This is a genomic window from Nostoc sp. CmiVER01 (genome assembly GCF_034531135.2).
Taxonomy (GTDB): Bacteria; Cyanobacteriota; Cyanobacteriia; order Cyanobacteriales; family Nostocaceae; genus Nostoc.
On the sequence record NZ_JAVRBU020000010.1, the window covers coordinates 336,194 to 359,305 of the forward strand.

Annotated in this window: 17 protein-coding genes; 10 read left to right on the forward strand and 7 right to left on the reverse strand. The window is 41.8% G+C overall.

The window, feature by feature from the left end:
- Positions 1–388: 388 nt before the first annotated feature.
- A protein-coding gene (locus RMZ43_RS19525; protein ID WP_428850878.1) for an IS630 family transposase occupies positions 389–1,443 on the reverse strand; the annotation gives its coding sequence in 2 pieces (ribosomal slippage) (positions 389–1,048 and positions 1,051–1,443; 1,053 coding nt in all).
- Positions 1,444–1,896: 453 nt separating this feature from the next.
- On the opposite strand from RMZ43_RS19525, the gene RMZ43_RS19530 reads away from it, so the two are divergent.
- Positions 1,897–2,583: a hypothetical protein gene (locus tag RMZ43_RS19530; RefSeq protein WP_428850879.1), complete on the forward strand. Its 687-nt coding sequence runs from the start codon at positions 1,897–1,899 to the stop codon at positions 2,581–2,583.
- 209 nt (positions 2,584–2,792) lie between these two features.
- Entirely contained in the window at positions 2,793–7,037 is a 4,245-nt protein-coding gene (locus RMZ43_RS19535; protein ID WP_428850880.1) for a strawberry notch-like NTP hydrolase domain-containing protein, read from the forward strand.
- Between the two features lie 31 nt (positions 7,038–7,068).
- Here RMZ43_RS19535 and RMZ43_RS19540 read toward each other — a convergent pair whose 3' ends face one another.
- Entirely contained in the window at positions 7,069–7,884 is an 816-nt protein-coding gene (locus tag RMZ43_RS19540; RefSeq protein WP_428850881.1) for a tetratricopeptide repeat protein, read from the reverse strand.
- Positions 7,885–7,914: 30 nt separating this feature from the next.
- Complete coding sequence (locus tag RMZ43_RS19545; protein WP_428850882.1) at positions 7,915–12,708, reverse strand: hypothetical protein; 4,794 nt, start codon at positions 12,706–12,708, stop codon at positions 7,915–7,917.
- A gap of 49 nt (positions 12,709–12,757) precedes the next feature.
- Here RMZ43_RS19545 and RMZ43_RS19550 point away from each other — a divergent pair, with 49 nt between their 5' ends.
- A complete protein-coding gene (locus tag RMZ43_RS19550) occupies positions 12,758–13,288 on the forward strand; it encodes a hypothetical protein (RefSeq protein ID WP_428850883.1) in 531 nt (176 codons plus the stop codon).
- 79 nt (positions 13,289–13,367) lie between these two features.
- Here the strand turns inward: RMZ43_RS19550 and RMZ43_RS19555 are convergent, their stop codons facing one another.
- Positions 13,368–13,724 carry a hypothetical protein gene (locus RMZ43_RS19555; protein ID WP_428850884.1) on the reverse strand — a complete coding sequence of 119 codons (357 nt, stop codon included), beginning with the start codon at positions 13,722–13,724 and terminating at the stop codon, positions 13,368–13,370.
- A 368-nt stretch (positions 13,725–14,092) separates the two neighbouring features.
- Positions 14,093–14,512 (reverse strand): hypothetical protein, encoded by a 420-nt coding sequence (locus RMZ43_RS19560; RefSeq protein ID WP_428850885.1) that lies wholly within the window; start codon positions 14,510–14,512, stop codon positions 14,093–14,095.
- A gap of 98 nt (positions 14,513–14,610) precedes the next feature.
- Between RMZ43_RS19560 and RMZ43_RS19565 the strand changes: the two genes are divergently transcribed.
- Positions 14,611–14,877 (forward strand): hypothetical protein, encoded by a 267-nt coding sequence (locus RMZ43_RS19565; RefSeq protein WP_428850886.1) that lies wholly within the window; start codon positions 14,611–14,613, stop codon positions 14,875–14,877.
- Positions 14,878–15,079: 202 nt separating this feature from the next.
- Here RMZ43_RS19565 and RMZ43_RS19570 read toward each other — a convergent pair whose 3' ends face one another.
- Both RMZ43_RS19570 and RMZ43_RS19575 read right to left on the reverse strand, forming a co-directional pair.
- Positions 15,080–16,324 (reverse strand): ParM/StbA family protein, encoded by a 1,245-nt coding sequence (locus RMZ43_RS19570; RefSeq protein WP_428850887.1) that lies wholly within the window; start codon positions 16,322–16,324, stop codon positions 15,080–15,082.
- Positions 16,325–16,330: 6 nt separating this feature from the next.
- Complete coding sequence (locus tag RMZ43_RS19575; protein ID WP_428850888.1) at positions 16,331–16,825, reverse strand: hypothetical protein; 495 nt, start codon at positions 16,823–16,825, stop codon at positions 16,331–16,333.
- Between the two features lie 152 nt (positions 16,826–16,977).
- Between RMZ43_RS19575 and RMZ43_RS19580 the strand changes: the two genes are divergently transcribed.
- The 6 genes from RMZ43_RS19580 to RMZ43_RS19605 all read left to right on the forward strand — a co-directional run bounded on the left by RMZ43_RS19580 (position 16,978) and on the right by RMZ43_RS19605 (position 22,771).
- A complete protein-coding gene (locus tag RMZ43_RS19580; protein WP_181374295.1) occupies positions 16,978–17,121 on the forward strand; it encodes a hypothetical protein in 144 nt (47 codons plus the stop codon).
- A 167-nt stretch (positions 17,122–17,288) separates the two neighbouring features.
- Positions 17,289–19,016, forward strand: a complete 1,728-nt coding sequence (gene mobV, locus RMZ43_RS19585) for a MobV family relaxase (protein ID WP_428850889.1) — start codon at positions 17,289–17,291, stop codon at positions 19,014–19,016.
- 124 nt (positions 19,017–19,140) lie between these two features.
- A complete protein-coding gene (locus RMZ43_RS19590; RefSeq protein WP_428850890.1) occupies positions 19,141–20,895 on the forward strand; it encodes an ATP-binding protein in 1,755 nt (584 codons plus the stop codon).
- 4 nt (positions 20,896–20,899) lie between these two features.
- The gene (locus RMZ43_RS19595) at positions 20,900–21,415 is read left to right on the forward strand and encodes a DUF192 domain-containing protein (RefSeq protein ID WP_428850891.1); all 516 of its coding nucleotides are present in this window, start codon (positions 20,900–20,902) and stop codon (positions 21,413–21,415) included.
- Positions 21,416–21,732: 317 nt separating this feature from the next.
- Complete coding sequence (locus tag RMZ43_RS19600; RefSeq protein WP_428850892.1) at positions 21,733–22,341, forward strand: hypothetical protein; 609 nt, start codon at positions 21,733–21,735, stop codon at positions 22,339–22,341.
- A gap of 151 nt (positions 22,342–22,492) precedes the next feature.
- Positions 22,493–22,771, forward strand: coding sequence for a hypothetical protein (locus tag RMZ43_RS19605; protein WP_428850899.1), 279 nt, complete (start codon positions 22,493–22,495; stop codon positions 22,769–22,771).
- The last annotated feature ends 341 nt before the right edge of the window (positions 22,772–23,112 follow it).

Below are 23,112 nucleotides of genomic sequence, written 5' to 3' on the forward strand. Positions count from 1 at the left end.
ACAAATATCGAGTTGTGCCATAATGGGGGTGTAATTAAATTGATATTTCTTCCCCAAACCTTTTGCTGAGGTTGGGGTTTTTCGTTGGCTGCTTTACATATTTCATATTCGCATCTGCGGTCATCACCCTTCTTCAATTTACCTAATTTAGTAGTTACGTCAGAATTTTATGCTAGTCAACAGGGAATTTACAAAAGAGCATTATTTCAAATTGAAAACTAAAATGCCATTGCCGCACTGACTTAAATCTTGCATTAGCAGAAGTTTTACCCGTGTGTTGCTTTATATTCTACACAAGTTTCTGTGCAATGTCTTGAGCGCCCTGGCTTAGGCACTCGCGTTGCGATAAGTAGGTGGGCGGAAAAATTTACAACTATGTAACAAAAAATTAAGCAGAGGAATTAGAATTAAATTTTACACGCTCTGTACTGTAGTTCCCTTTCTCTCCCCTAGCTTTTACACCATCGATCACGGCATAAGCAAGGTCTAACTCATCATCAAATATTTGCCCAGATAGCTCCGATTTTTTGAGGTGTTGCCATTCCAATTCAATTGGATTCATTTCGGAACAGTATTTTGGCAAAAAGAAGATGTATAAACCCATCTGTTCCCACTTTTTCCATAACTGTTGAACTTCCTTGCATCGATGTATCGGCCCGTTATCCTGCACAATTACCCTAGTAAGTCCCTTTCTTTGGGCATCAGCAGCCTCTTGCTCCATCATTTGGATATAAGACTTACGGTTAATACCCCCGATCACCAAACCGTAAACAAAACCAATCAAAGGTTGAAAAAATCCAATAATACTTAATCTCCGACCACGCCGCTTGTTTTGCTCTAAGCGTTTTTGTTCACCTTTAAAGTAATAGGTATAACCCGGTTCACTCCATGCACAAAATCCTGATTCATCCAAATATTTGAGGTCTATTTCTCCCGCAGCAGCAGATAACTCCAAAATATCTAAGTCTGCTTGCTTGTTTGCTCGCGCTATCGGGTCAAGATTACCTTTGTGACTCTTCCTGGCTCGTTTCCAATTGATCCCCTTTTTTTTAGTACCCGTCTTAATCTATCGGGACTCAATTTAATTGAGCGATCGCGTTCTAATTTCTGGCTGAGTTGAAGACTATTGTATGTACGTGGTTCTTCTTTGAGGCATTTTTCCAAAAACATGATGTCAACTTCAGTCCATTTTGATTTTCTTCCTCTACCTGGTAGCTCCCAAAGCCCTTCCAGCCCCAGTTTATCCCATTTGTGCAAAACATCTCTTACCGTTTGAACAGTCAAACTAAAGTGAGCAGCTATTTTCTCTACGTACCAGCCATGTGCGTTCAGCCTAACTATTTCTGCTCGGTCTTTAACCTTCTGTGGCACCTCTGCTGTTCTCAGATTTAATAGGGTTTGGTTTTCCTCATTAGTCAAAAATACTCTGAGACGAGCGCCCATACTTTAAGTTACCTCGGTAGATGCATTCTCCGTATTTACTTATCTTTACATAGTTTGGTTTTTTTGTGCCTACCTACTTAAATAGAGTGAAAATTCTTGAATTGATAATCCAAATGAATCCAGAACAATTAGAAGGCTCCATTTTGGAAGCTGTCTCTGACGCGATTACAAGAGTTTGAATAATTGAAGAAAAAGAGTTTATCCAGAACGATTCAGAGCTACAAAATTAACTTTATCAATGGTTAAATAAAACATTTAAGTGATACTTGTTGGCATCCAGAAAACTATAGAATAATCCGAGACTTAAGCACCTCTTCAAGCTTCAGTCAACCCATGAATTTCTTTGAAAATATTCATTTTTGAAACTTCTTGTATGCGTCTGACACTTGATTACGAGGCTGGTAACGCTTCGCGTAACTTTTGTGAATATTACAAAAAATTCGGAGAAATACAATGGAAATTCAATCAACACTTACCCAAGCTATTGAAGTTATTGTTATGAGCTTTGTTGCTCTGATGATTTTCGATTTTATTGACAGACTTTATGTTGTGCCATTACCATCTATTGCAATTGCACAATTTAATGTTAGTTCCAAATCCACAATAACAGCAACTCAATTTGAGCCACTATCTAACACTGAACAAGTAAAAGTCGAACCTCAACAAATTCCCTTCATTACATCACAGTTTGAGGAAATTTCTGAACAGTTTGAAGAAATTTCTGACCAAGCCCCGTTGGGGCGGGGTATAGGGTATAGGGTGTTGGGTGTAGGGGGATATTCAGCCCCAACAACCAGTGGGATACAAGCCCCGTCTTCTCAAGACGATTGCATTGGTGGGGGTTCAAGCCCAGACCTTTGCCGTATTCCCTACACCCTACACCCTACACCCTACACCCTTCTTCCTGACCCCTGGACATTAGAGCTAGAACCTCACAACAGTTCTACCGAAATTCAACCAGTTATACTTCAATTTTCTTCACTTAAACTGCTACCGCCAGCAACAGGAGTACAACCAAAAGCTAAAGCAACCAGGAAATCCACCGCCAAACCAAAATCCACCACAACCAAGAAATCTAGCAAATTTACCAACAAAGCCGCGACTCCTCGTTCTGACTCTGGCAAGAAGTCCGTGGCATAATCCACAGCTTGGTTTATCAGAAAGAGCGATGGCTGTGCCAACGCCTGCCGTAGGATGCCCAAAGGGCTGTAGGGCGAACGCACGAATAGGATTGCGATTGCTTCTATGTAGAAAAAATAAATTCCAACTCGCAATAAAGCTCAACTTGCATTGGCGTGGCAACAAGTGGCTACGCCAATTTTTTGTGAAAATCAACACTACATACAGTCATGGTAAGTGCAATCCAAGGCTCACTATTTGATGTGCAAACAGTTTTGGACTACGGGCAGTCTATTGTCAGCGCCGGACATGAACTTGCCAAATATTTATTCAACAACCATACAATAACAACAAAAGCGATTCAGTCACAGATGAATCGTTACTTCAACGGCACGGCGGCATCAGGGGCTTGGCAGTGGAAGGACGGATACGAATCTGTAGAGGTTGCGTTAATCTTGTACTTGCGGCAAAAGGGGCTGTCAGATAATCCCTTAGAACAACTGCAACGGCTTGAGTTGCTCTGCCCCACGCATACCCGTCGCAGCGAGGAGCAATTAAAACTTCAGCAGTTCTCTACTCCGTTACCCCTAGCGTACTTAGTGGCGTTAGCAGGACAAATCACAAACAACGACCTGACTCTTGAACCATCAGCTGGTACTGGGATTTTAGCCCAGTTTGCTAAACTTCAAGGTACGAGTCTCATGCTCAATGAACTAGCCGATGACAGAGCGAAGATTCTGCGACGATTGTTCCCTGGCGTTCCCTTATTCTCTGTGAATGCCGAACAGATTAACGATTACTTAGCTGGTAAGACTCAGCCTTCGGTTGTTTTGATGAATCCACCATTCTCATCATCATCCAAAATAGCAGATCGCAACCCTGACGCAACACCTCGGCATATTAACTCGGCATTACAAAGGTTATGCGACGGCGGGCGGCTGGTGACAATCACTGCTAACTGGTTTTCTCCTGATAATCCCACTTGGCGAGAAACTTTTGTTAAGTGGCAAGAAAAAGCGCGAATTGTGCTTTCAGTGGGGGTCATTGGGAAAGCTTACGCCTTGCATGGGACGACGATGGAAACCCGAATCACTGTGATTGACAAAGTTCCGGCTACTGAAATAAGCAACATTCCTTGCATTAGAGAAACCTTGGACTTGCCCGAAATACTGGCGTTGATTGAGGAGTTGCCAGAGCGCTCTTTATGGCAACATTCTACTGTCAAAACGCCTTCTGTTACTGCGTCAAAAGTTGTTCAACTACGCAAGCGTCAAACAGTCGCTCAACCAGAAACACTTTCCTCTCTTCCAGACGTGGCAGTTCTGGAGTACGAATTAGTCGAGTGGAGTGGCTCAGACAGTTTGAAAGATGCCTTGTACGAAACCTATCGCCCACAACGCATCAGGATCAAGGATGCCCTACCTCATCCCTCATTGCTTTGCGAAAGCGCAGCCTTAGCACTTGTCTCACCACCAGCGCCTAGTTACAAACCACATCTTCCATGCAATATCATCACGCAAGGCTTGTTATCATCAGCACAACTTGAGAGTGTTATCTACGCAGGTCAAGCGCATTCTGAATTCCTGTCTGGGTCATATATTGTTGATGATTCCTGGGATAACGTAACTGTAGCAGCAAATACTGAAGAAAATCCTGTGAGATTTCGCCGTGGCTGGTTCTTAGGCGATGGTACAGGCTGTGGTAAAGGTAGACAAGTCGCAGGAATCGTTTTGGACAATTGGTATCAAGGGCGAAGAAAAGCGATTTGGGTATCGAAGAGTTCTGCTCTAGTCGAGGATGCACGTAGAGATTGGTGTGCGCTTGGAGGTAATGAAAAAGACATTATCGACCTCTCGAACATCAAACTTGGCGACCCCATCCCTTTCACCCAAGGTATTCTGTTCTGCACGTACTCAACTCTACGTTCTCAAAAGAATGATAAAAGTCGGCTCAAGCAAATCGTTGATTGGGCTGGCATTGATTTTGAGGGAGCGATCGCATTTGATGAGTGTCACGCGATGGGCAATGCTATGGCTATTGAGGGCAAACTCGGTATGGTTGCAGCATCAATGCAAGGCGTTGTCGGGCTGAGACTGCAAAATGCACTTGCCTTAGCCAGGGTTGTATACGTCTCTGCCACCGGAGCGACGAAGGTTTCTAACCTATCTTATGCAAACCGCCTGGGGCTTTGGCAGACTGGGGATTTCCCGTTTACTTCACGCGAAGATTTTGTGGAATCTATCTCTGACGGTGGCATTGCGGCGATGGAAGTTGTGGCACGGGATTTGAAGGCTTTAGGGCTGTATCTGGCGCGGAGTCTTTCCTTTGATGGTGTGGAATATGACACCTTGGAAATTGAGTTAACACTGGCTCAGGAAAGGATTTACGATAACTACGCAGACGCTTTCAAGATTATCCACAACAATTTACATCGGGCATTAGAGGCTTGCAATATATCTGGCGCAAAAACCTACAACCGTGCCGCTAAAATGTCTGCCATGTCACAGTTCGAGTCCCACAAACAAAGGTTCTTTAACCATTTGTTGACTGGGATAAAGTGTCCACAGTTAATTAAGGCGATTGAACAGGATTTAGCTGCGGGTAATGCCGTTGTTATCCAAATCGTATCAACTAATGAGGAGTTGCTTAAGCGTCGGCTCAATGAGGTTCCCGTAGAAGAGTGGAAGGATTTAAACCTTGATTTAACTCCCCGTGAGTACCTCATGGATTATCTCATGAGTGCGTTCCCCGTTCACTTACATGAAATCCATTCAGGAGATGATGGTTCAGAACGCTCCGAGCCACTGTTTAATGCTGATGGTTCCCCTATCATCTCACAGGCAGCTTTGTCGTTGCGAGATGGACTGGTAGACAAACTTGCAAGTCTTGACCCGATCCCTGGAGCTTTAGAGCAACTGCTTTGGCACTTTGGTCACAAGCAAGTTGCTGAAGTGACAGGTCGTAGCAAAAGGGTGTTGAAAGACGAAGCTGGACGATTATTTGTTGATTCACGGGGTTATGGCGCTAATATTGCTGAAACCACCGCATTTATGGCGGGAAATAAACAAATCCTCATTTTCAGTGATGCTGGCGGCACAGGTCGTAGCTATCACGCAGATTTGAACGTGGTCAATCGTCGGCGGCGATCGCACTACTTACTCGAAGCCGGTTGGAGAGCAGACAATGCCATACAAGGACTTGGGCGATCGCACCGGACTAACCAAGCGTCTGCACCCATTTTCCGACCAGTCACTACAAATGTGCGAGGTGAACGTCGATTCATCAGCACAATTGCTCAGCGGCTGGACAGTCTTGGCGCACTCACTCGCGGACAAAGGCAAACCGGGGGCAACGGGATATTCTCAGCACAAGATAACCTAGAGTCACAGTACGCCGAACACGCTTTGTATGAGCTATTTAAGCAAATCTTCCAAGGTAGGTTTGCTGAAGTTCCATTAGGCACTTTTGAGCAGATGACAGGTTTATCGCTCACTTCCCACGAAGGCGGCATGAAAATTGATCTTCCACCCCTGCGTCAATTCCTCAATCGACTGCTGGCTTTGAAGATTGGGATGCAGAATATCATTTTCGAGAGGTTTGAGTTGCTGTTAAGTCAGCAAATCGAAACGGCGATCGCAAGTGGTGTATTTGAAATCGGAGTGGAAACGCTTCGGGCTGAAAAATTCACTGTCAAAAGTTGCGAAAATGTATATACTCATCCAGCAACGGGTAGTATAACTAATTACCTGAAGATTGAGCAAGTTCAGAAAACCAACATCAGAACTGCTGAGGAAATGCTGGAATTTGCTGGCAAGTACCAGGGGCAACTCCTGATCAACTCTAAGTCCAGGAATGCTGCCGTGTCAGTTCCTACTCATAGCTTATTCGACTCTGAGGGTGGTGTTGTACCACGAGTTCTTCTGATTCGTCCTCAAAAAGAAACCCGTGTCCCTGTTGCTCAGATGGAATCTTCGACCTGGAAGGCGGTTTCAGCCGATGCGTTTGTTGGGGCTTGGTCGAAGGAAGTAGACCAACTGCCCAAATTCACAACTGATTACCTGCACTTGATGACAGGAATCCTGTTACCCATTTGGAAAATTCTGCCGATTCAGAACAGTCGGGTGTTTCGGTTGCAAACAAGTGATGGGCAGAAGATTCTTGGTCGGGTGGTTCATGCGCCAGACATCCAAACCGTCACCGAACAACTTGGACTCAAGAACAAACTCTTGAGTCCAGAGGAATTGGTTTCATTGGTGAAAAACGAAGGATACTCACAGCAGTTGCCCAAAGGCGTGACTTTGCGTCGCTCTTATATTGCTGGTGAACCTCGATTGGAATTGATTGAGGCTCTTTCCCTGGCTGACCGACTTGTGGCGGTGGGGTGCTTCACTGAAATTATCCAGTGGCGCAAGCGAATATTCATTCCCACTGGTGACAAGGCTGCATCAATTCTGGCGGCTGTGATTGAAATCTGAGATGAAATTTGTAGCCACTTTTATCGAGTGGCTACTTTTTCGATTTGACTATCCTATTTTCAACCCCAAGCAAATCCTTATAAACTTCATAATCTCGAAAAAGCTCCATAATCAAACTTCGAGTAAAAGCACAGTAAATCATATTCCCTCGCGCCTCGTACAAACCAAATGCTTTAAATAAATCTTTTTTAGCACCCTCAATATCGCCCAAATGAAATCTGACTGTTCCTCGTCCACAGTATGCTTCTGCACAATCACCATCCAAAGATAATACCTTTTCTAAATCAAAGAGTGATTTTTCTAATTCCCCAGATAAAAAATAAATATTCGCCCTGTTTATATAAGCTGATAAACAGTTTTGGTCAAGTGAAATTACTTGATTATAATCTAAGATAGCTGCTGGGTTATCACCAGTTAAATTTTTATATGTATCGGCCCGATTTAGATAAGCTTGGACTAAATTTGGATTCAGGGCGATGGCTTTAGTGTAGTCTTCAATTACCTGGGAGAATTCTGATTTATGACAGATTTTTGATCTAGCTAGTCCCCGATTATTATAAGCTTCAGCAAAGTTAGGATTCATTGCTAAGGCGTTATCAAAAAGCTGAATTGCACCTTCATATTTTTCGATTTGAAACTGAATCATTCCTATAGTATTGTGAACTTCCGCAAAATTAGGATAGAAATAAAGTGCATTCCTAAAGCACTCCATCACTCCAGATAAGTCTCCTGATTTGAGATGTTCCAATCCTTTGTCGTACCACAGTTGCCCTTGCTCTATATCAATTTCTTCCATTAATTCCACCATATATTCTCTGTTGTGATTTATAATTACTGAAATATTCATCAACTCAGATATTTAGCCGAGTCAGTTAATTTATCTGTGCATTTCTAATTCTTGACTTTTATTTTTTGCTAAAATTTTATCTATCTGACTATTCGCATCTTCAAAAGTTTGTAGGATCTGTGGAGTTAGTTTATTAGTCTGCACCTTACCCGATTGCAAGTTTAAAATTACCTCTCCATTTTTCTGTGAAATAGTTAAATCCCTCTGCTGGGTACTAAAGGTTAAATCATAAATCTTTCCTTGGATTTGAGTACCATTTTCATCAGACTTACCCCAGACCATGCCAATCCTTTGAGCAATTTGAGTCAGCCGACTGATGCCTTCAAGATCAGATGTATCTTTATTCATTACTGTCAACGCTTCGGCTGATAATTGCTCACCAGCTTTAAATTGATTGGCCACCTCAATAATCCGTTTTTTGTAATTTTCCGGCTTTCCTAACTTATCTGCGGCATTGTACCAATTTCTCAAGTTGTCAATAGTGACTGTTGGGGGCTTCTCTACACCTAAAGGTTCGGTTTTTGCACTATTAGTAATCTCTGGTGTAGAAGGAGTACTGGAGAGTAATGGAGTTATAGATTGGTTAGGTGGGGATTGTGCTGTTTGTTCTGGCGGTTTTAAAAATTGCGGTCGTGTGGCGAGGGAATTAACAAATTGCTGATACTCAAGAGTAGATTCAATCACAGCCCCAAATTTCTTGGTCATATTATCCAAAGTTTTGGGAGGAATTGAACTATTAACCAAGTTAAATACTGCTAAACCTTTTTTGGTTTCTCTAATAACATTTTCGGGTGGGGCAAGCGAGAATTTAACATTTTGAGCAGTTAACCATTTAGCAACAGTATCAGCTTTGTGGTTGTCAACAGCCAAGCCCATGACTCCAAGCTTTTTGTTTGATTGGGTAGAAAATAGGAATGTGGGACGCTCTTTAATATGATGTAGAATTGGCTCACTGCTATTAATCATCTCTTGTTGTTGGGGATTAACCGATTGAGTCCCAAAAACTTGGAATTCCTTCGTCCAGTTCTGGGGATACTCAATAGTACTGGGGTCAATTTTGGCGCAGACTAATGAAAAATTACTTTGAATAATAGCGGGTGCAGGTGTCAATTGTCCGCTTTTGAGTAATCCAAGCTGTCTGAGCGCATCTTTATCTTTTTTGAAGTGCAACACTCCCAGGGGTTCACCATTCAAAAACACGGCATCTCTAGTTTTTAAAGGTGGCAAATCGATAGTCAGTTTTCGGTAATCTCGATCGTTGAATGTCTGACCAGAAAAATCATAGAAGTTAATTTTATTAATTTTGAGGAGATTACCATTTGGGGACTCACCCAACAAAAAAGCTTGATCTCCGGTTTCGGAGATAGAAGTAAGTTTCAACTTCAGGGGCAAAGCATTTTTTAGGTAATCAACTTGTTTTAACTGTTCGACAGAATCACTGTCTAACTCCCCCAAAGTTTTATTATCAATTTTGAGCTTGACAGTTTTATCAGTCACCGGCACAGTGCCAAACTCTAGATTTACAGGTTGCTCGTTAAAAACAAGTCCTGCATAAGAGAAATTTTTAAGTTCGCGGATGGTAATTTCAGTCGGCTCGTTTCCTGGTAGTCCAATAGTGGCCTTTGCAGTAGCAGGTTCCACGCCAAGAAAATTAGCTTGCGCCTTTGTGCCAATGGGCAGCATCCCGGTTCTGGGTTCAAGCATGGCGAATTCCTTGTATTCGCCGTCGCCGTCCTGTACAAATAACAGTCTGGAAACGTGGCGTTCGTGTCCCGGTGGGTGGTGGCTAGCCCTAATTTCTATCGCGTGTTTTTCGCTAGGATTCCAGTCTCTACCCAAAAATTGATTCGCTTCATCCAAAAGCGTGACTAACTTTGATTCAGTAAATTGCAATTCATCTAAGCGGGAGATAATCTCATTGGGGAAAGCAGCGAAGGCGAAATTGGAAACTTTTTTAGCGTAAGCCTGGGGGTTTGCGTTTTCTTTCCTTGCAACTTCGAGTTCATCCTGGCGGGATGCACAGATGTTCCAAGCGGCGGCAGCAGATGCAAATTTTTCTGACTCTGGGATTTTCGCGTAGAATGCTTCTGCCGCATCATTTGCCAAGGCAAAGAGTAGTTTAGTTTGGCTTCTAGTAAGTTCTGGTTTTAGTTCTAGGAGTTTAGCTCCCTGCGTGGCCATCCCCGCCTTGAGGTTGTGGTCAATCACCGATTGTTGGCTAACTGTCCCCAGGTTGCGGTAAGCGGGTTTTCCATCTGACCCAACCTCGCCATTTATCTGTGCAACTGCTAATAATTTATGGGGGCGTTCACTGTTTGTGAATTTAATCTCGTCTAGGCGAATATTAAGTGTCTGGGCTTTCCAGATTAGGGGATGCCCGTAACGGGTGAGATTGGTAATTTCGAGTTGCGTTCCTGAATCCGTTTGAACAACTGCGCTAGGGCCAGACTCTGTTTCTCGCCGCCTTGAGACACGAACCGCAGCGTTGAATTTCCGATCAAACTCGTACTTGGCGGCGATCGCTGCAAATTTTTGCTGTGGTGTAAATTCTACTCCTTTGAATAAGTCTTTAAACTGGACGATGGGGCGCGATTCTAACTGTGATTGCTGGAAATATTTATTAGTTTGGCTAATCAGTAATTCTACTGGTGAGTAGCCTTTTGGTATTATCTCCGTGTTTAAATAAACTGAACGCGACTTTTTATCTTTAATATAGTTAACATCACGATACAAGTAGCGACTGTTTTCCCTGATTTTATCCATCTCAGGTTTTTTTGCACTTTTGAATAAATCAACCGCTATTTGGTTTTGATAACATCCCTCACCAATCATTTCTCGGTACATCAGGCGGTTAACATCCATCGCCTGTTGAATAATCTCTCTTCTTCTGTTAGGATTCTCTGCTAGAGCTACAACAGATTGCATGAAAGGTTTGTACTCTGCTCTAATTGGTTTGGGCTTCTCGCCATATTCCTGTTCAAATAAACTTTGATAATGGCTAGAAACTTGGTCTAAATAAGTCAATTGTTGTTCTAAAGTACCGTAAGTTTTAAGTACCTCAATTTCTGATTCTAATGCCTCCAGTGCTGTCACTTGATTGTTGATTATGCCCACGCTGATGCTATCGCTCATGTGGATAGCGATTTTTTCAAATGGGGGTTGGGTTCCATCTTCCAAATAAAATGATTGTTTTTTGAGCTTAACCGTGGGTGAATAAGCGTTTTGAGGAAGGTTTCTTCGCTCTGCCTCTGCCGTTAAATTGGGATATAAGCTAGCTCTTGCTACACCAATGCAGTCACCATCGTAGTCTCGTGCTTGGCGTTCTGATTCGGTTTCGGCTGGATCTATAAAATCAACATCAACCCCTTGTGTTTCTAACTCTGTAATTCTGGCTTGTATGCGCTTGTGGTCTTCGTCATTGACTACAATTATGCCTTGCAAAGATTTTCCATCTGGAGCAACACGGTCTAAAACGTGTTTATTATTAGAAACACACAAACCATTAGAGTTGAGGAAAGGAGAACGGAAGTTAAGAATTTTTTCTTGCTCATCAAGCCAAGGGACACAAATTTCACCATTTTTGAGTTCCTTGGAGGGAACAATCATTGCTCGGTCAAAAGTAAGCGTTTTCCCAATAGCAATATCTCGCCACTCACTTTGTACAAACCGACTTAATTCCTGTTTAACCTTCTCAGTTTCTAAAAGCTGTTGATGCCCTAGTAAATCAGCTTTAATGAGTTTGTACATAAACAAGTCATCTTTGGCAGGGTCATCATCTAACTCCTGATCTGCATCTAAGTCATCATTTGCCCCTAAGTTCTTAATATCTGTTTCTTGATTGTTAACTTCGCCTGTTTTTAACTCATTTTGGCTCAATGATTCTTTACGTTTTTCGTATCTTTCACAATAGTAAGCAGCAACAAGTCTTGGATCATCTTGAATAGAGGTTAATCTTTGAGCTTGTACCTCTAGTGACTCAATAAAATCTTTAAGCCCGTGAGGGAAAGATGCCAAGAGTTGGGAGATAGACATTTGACCTTGTTGGGATTGCCCTTTTTCAGCTAACCAAATATCTTGCTGATATAATCCTGGTTGAATTTGAGGTTTAGTAGGGCCTTTGGGTCTATCTTTGTCTGTTCCCTTAAAACTGCTTACAGGGAGAATTATATCGATTTTTGGTTTGTTATTTGGATCTGCATATTTGATTTCGTCTAGCCTGTATGGTCGTAGTGTTCCTTTGCCAAAACGGTATTTAGTAGTATCCTCTCCAACTCCATCCACCCAACCAAATCGATGCTGAATTACACGATAGCTTTTATCTACTTGGGATTCTCTTAAGGTTACTTTGTCATAAAGTTGTGTTGAAATCTGCCCATAACAGTCACCAACTAATTTATATGCCAAATCATTCGATAATATCCCTCCATTTTCACCAGCCTTTTCAGTAGAATCATCTACTACCAGAATGTTTAGCTTTTCGTGAATTGCATTTTTACAACCCCCAAGAAAGATTGAACCATAAGCCCCACGGTCTTTACTGTCTGGACAAATTCTTTGAATCGTTTCTAAACATTCTTTATCTCCATAAAGTAAACGAGTCTTAGAAGATAGCAATAAAATCTGTCCATCTGGATGATTCTTTAACTCTTCGGCAGTACTGTATTCATCTGAGTGTCCAAACGAGAATTCTTTGCCAGGAAAGTAAAATTCTAATAAGGTATTACTGAGCTTTTCAGTTAAAATTGATTGAGAGCTAGTTTTGTTATCGTCTATATAGATCCACTGATTTAAACGAGGGTCAAAATGCTTTAATTCTAAAGCCATAACTGTTAAGTTAATTGATGAAAATTAATCCATTTTTGAGGAGATTTATATGTCAAGAATTAAGCGTTGGATAAATATGCACAAGGATGAGTTCCATCCAGATGGCAGCTTGAAAAATGAAGCTCGACAAGAAATGTTATCTGTGGGAATGAGTAACGAGGCGATTGATGATTATGCCTCTAGGCTAAAAGCAAGATACGACGAGTGGAAGCACTTAGACGAGACTGATCCAGAGCCGTGGCCAATCTACACAGCCTACGATTTCTTTACTGAACAAGAAAAAAAGGAATTTAACCCTGATGGTTCTCTCAGACCTGAATATGTAGAATATGCTCAGAAAATTGGTATCAATGAAAGTGCCCTGGAACAACTTGAGTGGCGTAAGAAAATGGAGGTTGATCATTATAATAAAATGTCTGCCTCACACGTAGAACAAGGCATCAACTTTGGTGAATGGTTGATGGAAGGGAGGATTGGAAACAGCAGAACATACGTCCAACGTCGGCAGCAGATGGAACAAGACTTGCGTAACTTTGAGGATGCAGATAGTTTGCCTTTCGACAAGAACACAGCATATTAGGTGAGCCTAAGCACAGTGAGTAATAATATAAGCTGAAAGGGTTATCAGACAACGCTTTCAGCTTTTTGGCAAAATCCTCTTAATGAGGTTGAACAGCAGGTGGGTTAGCAGCTGTCGATGGTTTGACAGAGCGAAATGCCCCATTAAAAAAGGCAATCATTCCTAAGATGGCAAAGGTTGTAATGATTACTCTTTGCAGTGAATTGAATGCCGAGCGTTCTTTGATTACTTCAACCCACATCACTTGCAGTTGGTCTTGTGTTGTTTGCTTTAAAGCTAAATAATGGAGAGCTTCAATACAAGGGGATATGTCTTCCCCTTGTTGAACCTTCTGATACAACAGATTTTCTAGTCGCTCTTTCTGTTGAGGGATAGTAAATGAGTCTGTTGCTTTTTGAGAGTGTGTACCGTTGTGGGTTGGTAATTGTAGTGTCATAGCTTTAGTTCAAAGTTGGAAAAAGGTGTAGAACAAATATTTAGAAGAGGGGGAAAGGTTAAACCAATTCACAATTCGCAATTCGCAATTCGCAATTCGCAATTAAATCAGTGGGGGCTTGAATTCCGCCACTGATTTGAGTCCACTGAAATCTTTGATTTCAGTAGGGGCTTGTACCCTGAATTAATCAATTTACAATTTTGTCCGCAATTGCGAATTGCGAATTTACAATTGCGAATTGTTTTGACTCTTCTTCATAAGAGCTACACCTTTAGAGCATGTGAAACGCTAACGAATAAGCCAAAGTTTAGGTCTTCTAGTCCCAAAAAATCAATAACCAGAAGTTTACAAAAAAATCGTACTTTTGGCTAAATTTGGATTTCCATGTCTTCGTTCTCTTGACTAGAGGATTGAAACTGGTTTTGTTGGGAGGCAAGTGCTAATGGTTGATTTGGTTGAAACGGACTTGTCCCGTCATTGAAGATTTCTTGTGCAAGTGTGCGTCCATCCCCGTCAGTATCACTCTCCAAGATGTATCCTGCAACGTGTTTAGGCATTCCTGCTGTTATGGCTTGCGCTAGTAGGGCTTTAGTAAATTCTGGTGATGCTTCACTCTCGCTCAAGACTTGCAATACATACTTAGCATCAGCAGTAGTCATTTTGGTAATGTCTTTAACTCCGGCTTCTTGCCAAACGTCATCGAAAAACTCCACTGAACGTTCATCAAAACTTTGAGATGCTGCAAATTGGGCTAGCTGTTGGGTATAAAGTTCTTGGTCGTTATTCATATATTTATGAGTCGTGATGGAACAATTTGATAGTTGAATTCAGCGCTGCGCGAAGAATTGATGAAAATCTCGCACAGTTAACATGGCTAAGAAAAATTTTGCCGCAGCCCAAGCAGTTGAGGTGTACATCGGCAACTATCGGTTTGACGCAATCAGAGTTAATCCCGTTCTTCCAAATGGGCTTTATGAAGTACAAAATTCATCAAATGCTTTCTCATGAAACAAAACAGAAATTATCCACACATGTCACATCAGTGCTGATTTTGATGAAGTCAGCCAATTCGGTAATAGAACTGAGGCGGCTGGTACAGCGACAGTATGGGGTAGAGCAACTGAATCTGTTTGATGGCTGGGATGTTAAATAGTTAGCTTGAATCATACGATCGCTCAAAAAGCTGGCTTACTCTGTGATACCAATTCACTAAAATAATGAAACAGATGTAAATCCTGAAAGCCTTGCTGTATCTCAGTTTTATAATTGCGAATTGCGTTAGCGGAGCGGGGCGTTAGCCCATTGCGAATGGGCGAAAAAGCGAATTGGTATGAGCGATCGCACTTCAAAATTTTTCAACTGTTCAAAGGTTGTTCAGCCTCACGTTTTTTGGCGTATTCACGAAGTTGGGCAAGACCAGAAGTAGGGGTAGAGGGTCGTGGTTTATTGGGGTCAGGGACTAAATCTTGTTTGCGGTCGTAAGCAAAGTTCTTGTCTAGCATCAATATATAAGTAATGTGCGCCGTCCAGACATCAGCGACGCGCTCACCAAGACCTAAAGTATTAAGAGGAGCAGGGAATTGTACGCCGCCATTCCAAACAATGGGAGTAGCTTCTTTGTGGAAGTGGTTAGTTAATTCTTTTTTGACATACTCAGCAGTCCCGCCACAAATGAGAATTTCATCCAGGACAGCAATATTTCTAATCCAGCGAACAAGAGCGCGGCAGTACTCATCACGAATTGAGGGGAGAACTTTTTGAAATAAATTTAAATCAAATTGGACACCTTCAGGTGTGGCTTTGCGGGACAAGGGACGAAAAGCATCAAAATTGCCCTTGGCTGCTGCGAGGATTGCTGTGATTAAACGTGAATCATTTTTTGACAAACCAACAGCAGTACGCTCAACAAATGAATTGATTACCCAACTCATGCCTAAATCAGTAGATTCGCTCTTAGCTGGATTACCTTGAGCAGAAAGAGCAAAACTAGCATTGCGATAGCCCAACATAAGGATTCCAACATTTTTTTGAATATAGGTTTTGCCAAGAGTACGGCTACGATAGGTGAGAATGCCACTACCTTCAGCAGCAACACAAAAATTGCGTAACTTGCCCTTCAAACGACCATTAGGTGTGAGTATTCCAAGTTTGAGAATTTGTTTTAAAGAAGTTGTCAGATTACGGGCATCATTGACTTCCCCAGGTGGTAACAAGATTTGAATAAAAACATCAACATGATTATGGTTTATACCAAACTTTTGGTAAGCCATTGATAAAAGACCAGCAATCTTGGGAATGGCATAGTGATATTTGTTATCCCTAAGTGCAGCACTACCAGCAAAGACTTCTTTGGCAATTGTACCTAAGACATAATATTCATCACCTACGCCAACCCAGGTACTAATGTTTTGAAAAGTTTGTATAGAAAAGCTGTTAATCGAGTCAATTGATACATCTGCAATTTCTGGCGACATCGCAAGTACACAGGGAATGCCATCAGGATAAACTTGAGCAATCGCTTTGACTTGGCTACCACCCAAATCACAGGACAAAACTAACTTAATCCCAGGTTTGACTTGGGAGAAATTGGGAGTGTTCATTTTTTTCTAAATTTTTGCTGGTTCGACACTAAAGGCTTTATTGGCTTGGATCATCTCTTCGGTCAATTCCAAATCCATCAATTGCTCGTCTTCATCTTCAGTTGGCATTTCGGTTTCAACTTGGGATGAATACAAATCCTCATTGGATAGAGAAACTGGGGCTGCGTCTATTACAGGTGTTGTCTGTCGGGGAGCAACTGGGACAGTAGTAGGCAGTTGCGTAGAAATAGGAGAAACAACAGAACCTAAACTGCAAATCTCACGGATGGCAGAGGCTTGGGCTTCTAATTCATTGATTGCCCAAATAGCAACCTGCCTTAATTCTTCTCCCACTACCCCTTGGGAATATAAAGCTAATGGTAGCCAATGTTTAAGGAGTGTGGAAGTAATTAGTTCTGGATGCTCTTTATCTAAATAGAGGGGATTCGACTTGAGGTAATTAATTACTTTACCTTCCAAACTATCATTAGAGCGTCTAATGGAAACTCTTGTCTCGCTCATGTTGGTTGTAAAAACTTTTAATTGCTTTGGAATTCGTTCGTCGAATATCCTATTCACTAATTATCTAATATTTAGCTGAATAATCACTAAAGAACAAGTATTTCTAATTTCTATTTAAGTACAGAAAATGTATACTTAAAAACGTGGTCTTGATGACGGCACTATTGACGGCACTGTTGACGGCTTTATGCCGTCAAAATCGCGTTCTGAACAATTCATCAGCAAATTTGAAAGTGGTTGTCATGACGGCACTATTGACGGCACTGTTGACGGCTTCCACACCAGGGGTAAATTAGCAAATCAGCCGCCTCTAAATAAACATACCTACTACGTTTATTTTTGCTATTCTTGATTTGGGAAAAATGCCATTTTTAAGCCTGAGTAAAAATACTCAGTGAGCCGAAAAAATAATTTTAGTTATCAGGTGAAATATTGTTGACGAGAGAAAAAAAGGTGGGCGGGAATGGCGTATGCGATCGCTCGTTTGAAAAAATTAAAGCAGAAGGATATAGGGAGTAGCGCGTCTCACACATCTCGTGAAAGGGAAACACTAAATGCTGACTTGTCGGTAGAGAATATTAGGTTTATAGGCAGCAGCGATCCCGAATCAAGGTTAGAAGATTTGGTGATGGCGAAGATAAATGAGGTTGAGCAACGTAGGAAGATAAGGACTGATGGGGTTTACTGCGTCGAGATGTTACTGAGTGCATCGCCAAGTTACTTCCGTGCCTCATGTCCAACCCAGGCAGGGTATTATGAGCAAAATAAATTAGATGTTTGGCTAGAAGCGACGCACCAATGGTTGTCTGAGGAATACGGTTCGCGGATAGTCAGGGCAGAATTACATTTAGATGAAGTCACGCCACATATTCATGCTTACTTTGTGCCAGTGGATGATGATGGGCAACTACGGTGTAATCACTTTTTCAATGGACGGCAGAAAATCCAGGCATTTCAGGACTCGTACTATGAAACGATGCGGCTGATTGGCTTAGAGAGAGGGGTGAAGGGTTCCAGAGCCAAACACGAGGATATAAAGGACTTTTACCGGATAGTAGAAACGGGACGGAACCTGGAAGTATCAGAGTTAAATTTAGAGCAAATCAAAGCCAAAGCCGCAGATCGAGATAGAACAGCCCGCCAATTTCAACAGATGGAAGCAACAGCTAGGCAACTGGCTCAAGCTAATGAACTGCTTCAACAACGCCTTGCTCAATTAGAGAAAGAGAAAAAGGAATTGGCTAAACAGACTCAGCAATTGCGTGACCTAGCCTTAGAAGATGTGGCTTGGGAGTTAGGTTTAGACAAACAACCCAGTCAATTTAACTCTTGGGTGGGACATGGCCACATCATTGATATAAATGGGGATAAATTTCAGTCCACCTCACCAGGAGTAGAAAAGGGCGGCGGGGCAATAGATTTGGTGATTCAGGTGAACAATTACAATTTGCGGCAGGGTTTGGCATGGCTCAATCACAGATTTGGACTTCAGGGGGCAGAACGAGCAGCGATCGCCGCAGTCAAGAAACAAACAGCAGATATTCTTCAAACCGAACCAGCGCCCAAGTTTGTGCCACCAGTTGAGGATAAAAGCAAGTGGACTGGAGTACATGACTACTTGACTCACTTCTGGGGGCTACCATCAAACTTTGTACACGGATTTTACCAATCGGGGTTAATTTACGCTGACTCCAAGCAAAATGCAGTGTTTGTAATGCGAGATTTGAACCAACAGGTTAAAGGGGCTTACCTTCAAGGAAGTGAATTTAAGGGCTTGGCAATTGGAAGCGATCGCACAAACAGTTGGTTCCATTTCCAGTTGGGTGAGCGAGGAACGAGCAAAGTAGAAAAAGTGGTACTTTGTTCCTCAACGATTGATGCTTTCTCATACGCAATGTTGGAATATTCCAAAACTGGGTCAATACCAAAACAGCGAACACTGTACATGGCACTTGCTGACCCCAAAAGTACACCAGTGGAGCGATTAGAGGATATTTCTCAAATCAAAACAGCGTTTAACTCCGATGAATTCGGGGAAGCCTCAGCACTGGCTATTAAGAAATTACTGCCCCAAGTCAGACGCTCAAGACCCAAAACAGTCTCTTGGAATCAGGATCTGTTGCTTGAAAAGTCGCTACAGCAACAACGTCAACAACAGCAGCGTAAGTCAGAGGCAGATTTGAGTCTTTAGTGGCGATTCCTGCTTGAGTCCGAAAGAAAACAATGGCCAAAAGTATGAGAGATTTGGGTACTTCAGACTGTGAGTAGAAAGTGAGTCAGCCTTTATTATCAGTTTGATGCTCAATAATTTACCTATGAGTTCAGAACTGATCAAAAGAATATTTTCTTTACGCGAACAGAACAATCCCTTAATAGCAGTGGAATCTCCATTGCAGGAGAGGATAAGCTTACTTGAAAACCTAACTAAAGAATGCATTAATCTTGGTATTAATTGTTATCTCTGGATGTTAGAGGATGACAAATTGTACCAGTTATTAATGAGTAATTCGGGATTGGCATTCTCAGAATTTCCAGAATACAAGAGAATCACTTTTAAAGTTGTACGCGAAGATTCCTTTGAAATTTTGCGGTTTTGGAAGATAAGCCAGTTACAAGGGATTTTGATCCTGGAAGGGATATACCCGTGGCTAGGGCAAGGAGGGACGGATGCAGATTTCTTCCTCACAGCAGAATGGATTAAGTCAGCCCTGATTAACATTAAGCTTTACAATGATAACTCTGGTAAAACAGCTTTGTTGCTGGGGTCAAACGCAAGCCTGAAGTCAGATATAGCAGGTCTAATACCAACAATTACCCAAGAGTTACCCACAGTTGAGGAAATTAGTGATTATCTGCCAAAAATCTTACCCGACTCAATTACACAAGCCCAAATTAATGAAATAGCAAATACTTGTGTAGGGATGTATTTGGCAGATATTGAAACAGGGGTAAAAAGTGCGCTAGCAATTGACCAAGCCCCGTTGGGGCAGGGTGTAGGGTGTGGGGTGTGGGGTGTAGGAAAAGAAATAGCCTCAACAACTGTCTTCGTACAAGCTCCGTCTTCACTACACCCAACACCCTACCCCCAACACCCTCTTTTTGACAACAGTGAATTAGTCAAAAAAGTTTCTGCTTATAAAATTGAATTACTCAAACGAGTTTACAATGTGGAATTTCTGCAACCGATGACAATTCCAGTCGGGGGACTGGAATTAATGCAGTCAGCATTTAAGGGATACAAGCGGCTCCTGACACCGTTGGCTAAGTCTTACAACTTGCGCCTACCAAAAGGTGTTTTATTAATTGGCCCACCCGGAACAGGTAAATCTCACTCGGCTAAGGCTTGCTCTCAAATACTGGGATTACCCTTGGTAATCGTGGAGTGGGGTCATTTCCGCAGTTATGGAAATATGGCCCAATACAAACTCAAAAAGTTATTGGCACTGGTAGACCGAATTAACCGTATAATTTTCTACCTCGATGACTTTGACAAGGGATTTGCCGGAGATGATGATTTATCACGAAGACTAGCCGGGATGTTACTCACTTGGATGCAGGAAAGAACAAGTGATGTATTAATAATTGCTTCTGCCAATAATATCCAATGGCTACCACCAGAGTTAACCAGAAGTGGACGCTTTGATGAGATATTCAAAATTGACTTACCAAACAACGGCGAAAGACATTCTATATTTAAGATTCACCTAGCAAGATTTGATAAACGCTTTGCTGATGATGGAGATGCCTTTACCCCAGAAGAATGGCAAAGATTATTGAAGGTAACACATCGCTGTGTCGGCGCAGAAATTCAGGCAATCGTCGAAAGGGCAGCAGTCTCAATATTTTGTCAGTCCTTTGGTGAACATACTCCAGCAACAGACGATTTGCCGCCATTACAAATTACCCTAACTGCACTATTAGAATCAAGAAAAAGCGTAAATCCTCTGGCAATACGTGAAGCTGACCGAATAGAAAGTATGCGTAATAAGGCAGATTTGCAAGGACTACCATCTAGTCCGGTGGATTCATCAATATATAGTCTGGGCGATATCGATATTTTTGGTAGTTAATTTTATGCAAATACTGAAATCTCAGTCAAAAATCGATTGGTATGCTGCTGGCTTGAAGCTGCTAAACATCGCTGGGCCAATTGCTGGGGTGTCAGTAATCTTCTTCACAGCAGTAGTATCTTATATCGAAACTCGCCCACAAAAATTGCCTATTCAGTATAAGCTTACTCACAATAACCAGACCTTTTATTTAGAAGCGGCAAATAAAACACAAGAACTTGAGATTGGACTCAAATGGAGAAATAATCTAGAGAGCGATCGCGGAATGTTGTTTAACTTAGGTCGAGAGTATAATAATGTACCCTTTTGGATGCACCAAGTTAAAATGCCGTTGGACATTATATACCTTAAAAATAATGTGGTGACAACCATAATTCACAATGCACCACCATGCATGAAAAATCCTTGTCCAATCTATTACGGTGTCGCTGCGAACCAGGTTTTAGAACTTAAAGCGGGTGCTAGTAATATTCAAGTTGGGCAGAAGTTAATAATAAAGCTTATACCTAATAAATTGTAACAAATATTCCCTGTAGCCGAAAGGACTAGTTTTTTTTGTACTAGAGTCTGTAGGATTTTGAAAGTGAGTTGTGAATAATGTATTTGAAGAAGAATTCAGGAGTCAGAAGTCAGAATTCAGCAATCTTGAAGCTCTCTACGAGACGCTAGCGCGTAACTTGCTTAAAAGTAGGGGGACGCAGACTTGCTTATAGCATTGCTATGCTGTAGGCTTTACCTGGGCTATCCGCCATTCGTACAGAATTCATACCTCGTTTCTAACTCCTGACTCCTGACTCCTGAATTCTGTTTTGATAAGATTTCATACACTCACAAATTATGCAGATATCAGACTACGAAAATCCCAACACAACAACCTCTGGGACAAGACAAACAGCAGCCCTACCATCAAAAAGAAAGAAAGCGATTGAAGGTAGCACAATTGGGCTGATGGGAGTAACGGGAGCATTAATGATTTTGGAGATGTCAGTCCACAACATAATGCTTGGGGGATTGATCATTGCAGGGGCAATAGCAGTTGCAGTTGCAATTCCAAAACAGACACAGGCATTACTAACAAATTTTGAAAAGATACAACGCAAATCGGGAGTGAATGTATATGCAATCTTGTTTGCATTACTGTCGATAATATTTCTGCTAGATTTTGCTTCTGCTCCAGCCGATGCACAGTTTTTCAATAATGCTCAGACATGGATGAATGGAGCTTTTGGTAATGCTGGAAACGGACAAACACAAGCAGTTATAACATTATTTTTCAATGTGTTGAGGGGTCTATTCCTACTCTATGTAGGTATCAGCTTAGTCCGAATTGTTCAAGCAGCCCGCAACGACGAAGATTGGCAAACATTAGCTAGAACTCCATTAATTATTGTACTTTCAGTCTTTGTGGGAGATTTAGTCACTGGCTTAATTATTGGCGCGGCTTAAATCAGTGAACAGTGAACAGTGAACAGCTATCAGTGAGAGATTGATAACTGATAACTGTTACAAACAACACCACTTTAGTCGCAGCATTTCTTGAATGAGAAAAAATGCCCTGATTCAAGAAATGCTTCATATTAACAACCAATTCAAGAAGATGATAGATGAAAATAAATTTAGAAGTGTAAATAGAATATTGGGAGATAGACCCCGATTAGGCCCATTTCCCGCCGATCAGATTTTCCCTTGGTCAGTTATAGCAATATTAAATGTATTCATTTTCAACTATATGTTGAAAACAAGCTGGTTAGGCACAGGATTAAGCATAGCTTGGGGATGGGCTACATGGTGGTTACTTTCATCAAATCAAGAATTTTTTGGCAAGTTTGTGGCAGTGCCTCGAATTACCAGAGGATACAAACGGAATAATTCGTAATTCGTAATTGATGCTACATATTTTTATGTTTACATTGATGAACAAGGATGCTTTGTTCCTCTTTAATTACGAATTACGAGCTTGTCCTGAGCGTAGTCGTAAAGCCTGCGGCATGGCGGAGCTTAGGGCGCAGCCTCTCCAAGAGTTGGGCGCAGCCTCTTCTTCGAGTTGTATTACGAACTTGTACTGATGAGCGTAACCAAAGTACTACGAACCACGTTAGCAAAGCGGGGCGCAGCCCATTACAAACTACAAATTATTAATTAACCTGAGTTCGGGATAAGGAAAGGGACAGGTAGTAAGCTGAAAATAACGTCAAATCCAGCACCTGTCCTATGTTT

Coding starts and splice junctions, on each gene's coding strand:
- RMZ43_RS19590 (WP_428850890.1), top strand. CDS start 19,141: ATGAGTTCAGAACTGATCAAAAGAATATTTTCTTTACGCGAACAGAAC.
- RMZ43_RS19605 (WP_428850899.1), top strand. CDS start 22,493: ATGATAGATGAAAATAAATTTAGAAGTGTAAATAGAATATTGGGAGAT.
- RMZ43_RS19560 (WP_428850885.1), bottom strand. CDS start 14,512: ATGAATAACGACCAAGAACTTTATACCCAACAGCTAGCCCAATTTGCA.
- RMZ43_RS19545 (WP_428850882.1), bottom strand. CDS start 12,708: ATGGCTTTAGAATTAAAGCATTTTGACCCTCGTTTAAATCAGTGGATC.
- RMZ43_RS19580 (WP_181374295.1), top strand. CDS start 16,978: ATGACGGCACTATTGACGGCACTGTTGACGGCTTTATGCCGTCAAAAT.
- RMZ43_RS19530 (WP_428850879.1), top strand. CDS start 1,897: ATGGAAATTCAATCAACACTTACCCAAGCTATTGAAGTTATTGTTATG.
- RMZ43_RS19550 (WP_428850883.1), top strand. CDS start 12,758: ATGTCAAGAATTAAGCGTTGGATAAATATGCACAAGGATGAGTTCCAT.
- RMZ43_RS19535 (WP_428850880.1), top strand. CDS start 2,793: ATGGTAAGTGCAATCCAAGGCTCACTATTTGATGTGCAAACAGTTTTG.
- RMZ43_RS19575 (WP_428850888.1), bottom strand. CDS start 16,825: ATGAGCGAGACAAGAGTTTCCATTAGACGCTCTAATGATAGTTTGGAA.
- RMZ43_RS19600 (WP_428850892.1), top strand. CDS start 21,733: ATGCAGATATCAGACTACGAAAATCCCAACACAACAACCTCTGGGACA.
- RMZ43_RS19555 (WP_428850884.1), bottom strand. CDS start 13,724: ATGACACTACAATTACCAACCCACAACGGTACACACTCTCAAAAAGCA.
- RMZ43_RS19540 (WP_428850881.1), bottom strand. CDS start 7,884: ATGAATATTTCAGTAATTATAAATCACAACAGAGAATATATGGTGGAA.
- RMZ43_RS19595 (WP_428850891.1), top strand. CDS start 20,900: ATGCAAATACTGAAATCTCAGTCAAAAATCGATTGGTATGCTGCTGGC.
- RMZ43_RS19570 (WP_428850887.1), bottom strand. CDS start 16,324: ATGAACACTCCCAATTTCTCCCAAGTCAAACCTGGGATTAAGTTAGTT.
- mobV (WP_428850889.1), top strand. CDS start 17,289: ATGGCGTATGCGATCGCTCGTTTGAAAAAATTAAAGCAGAAGGATATA.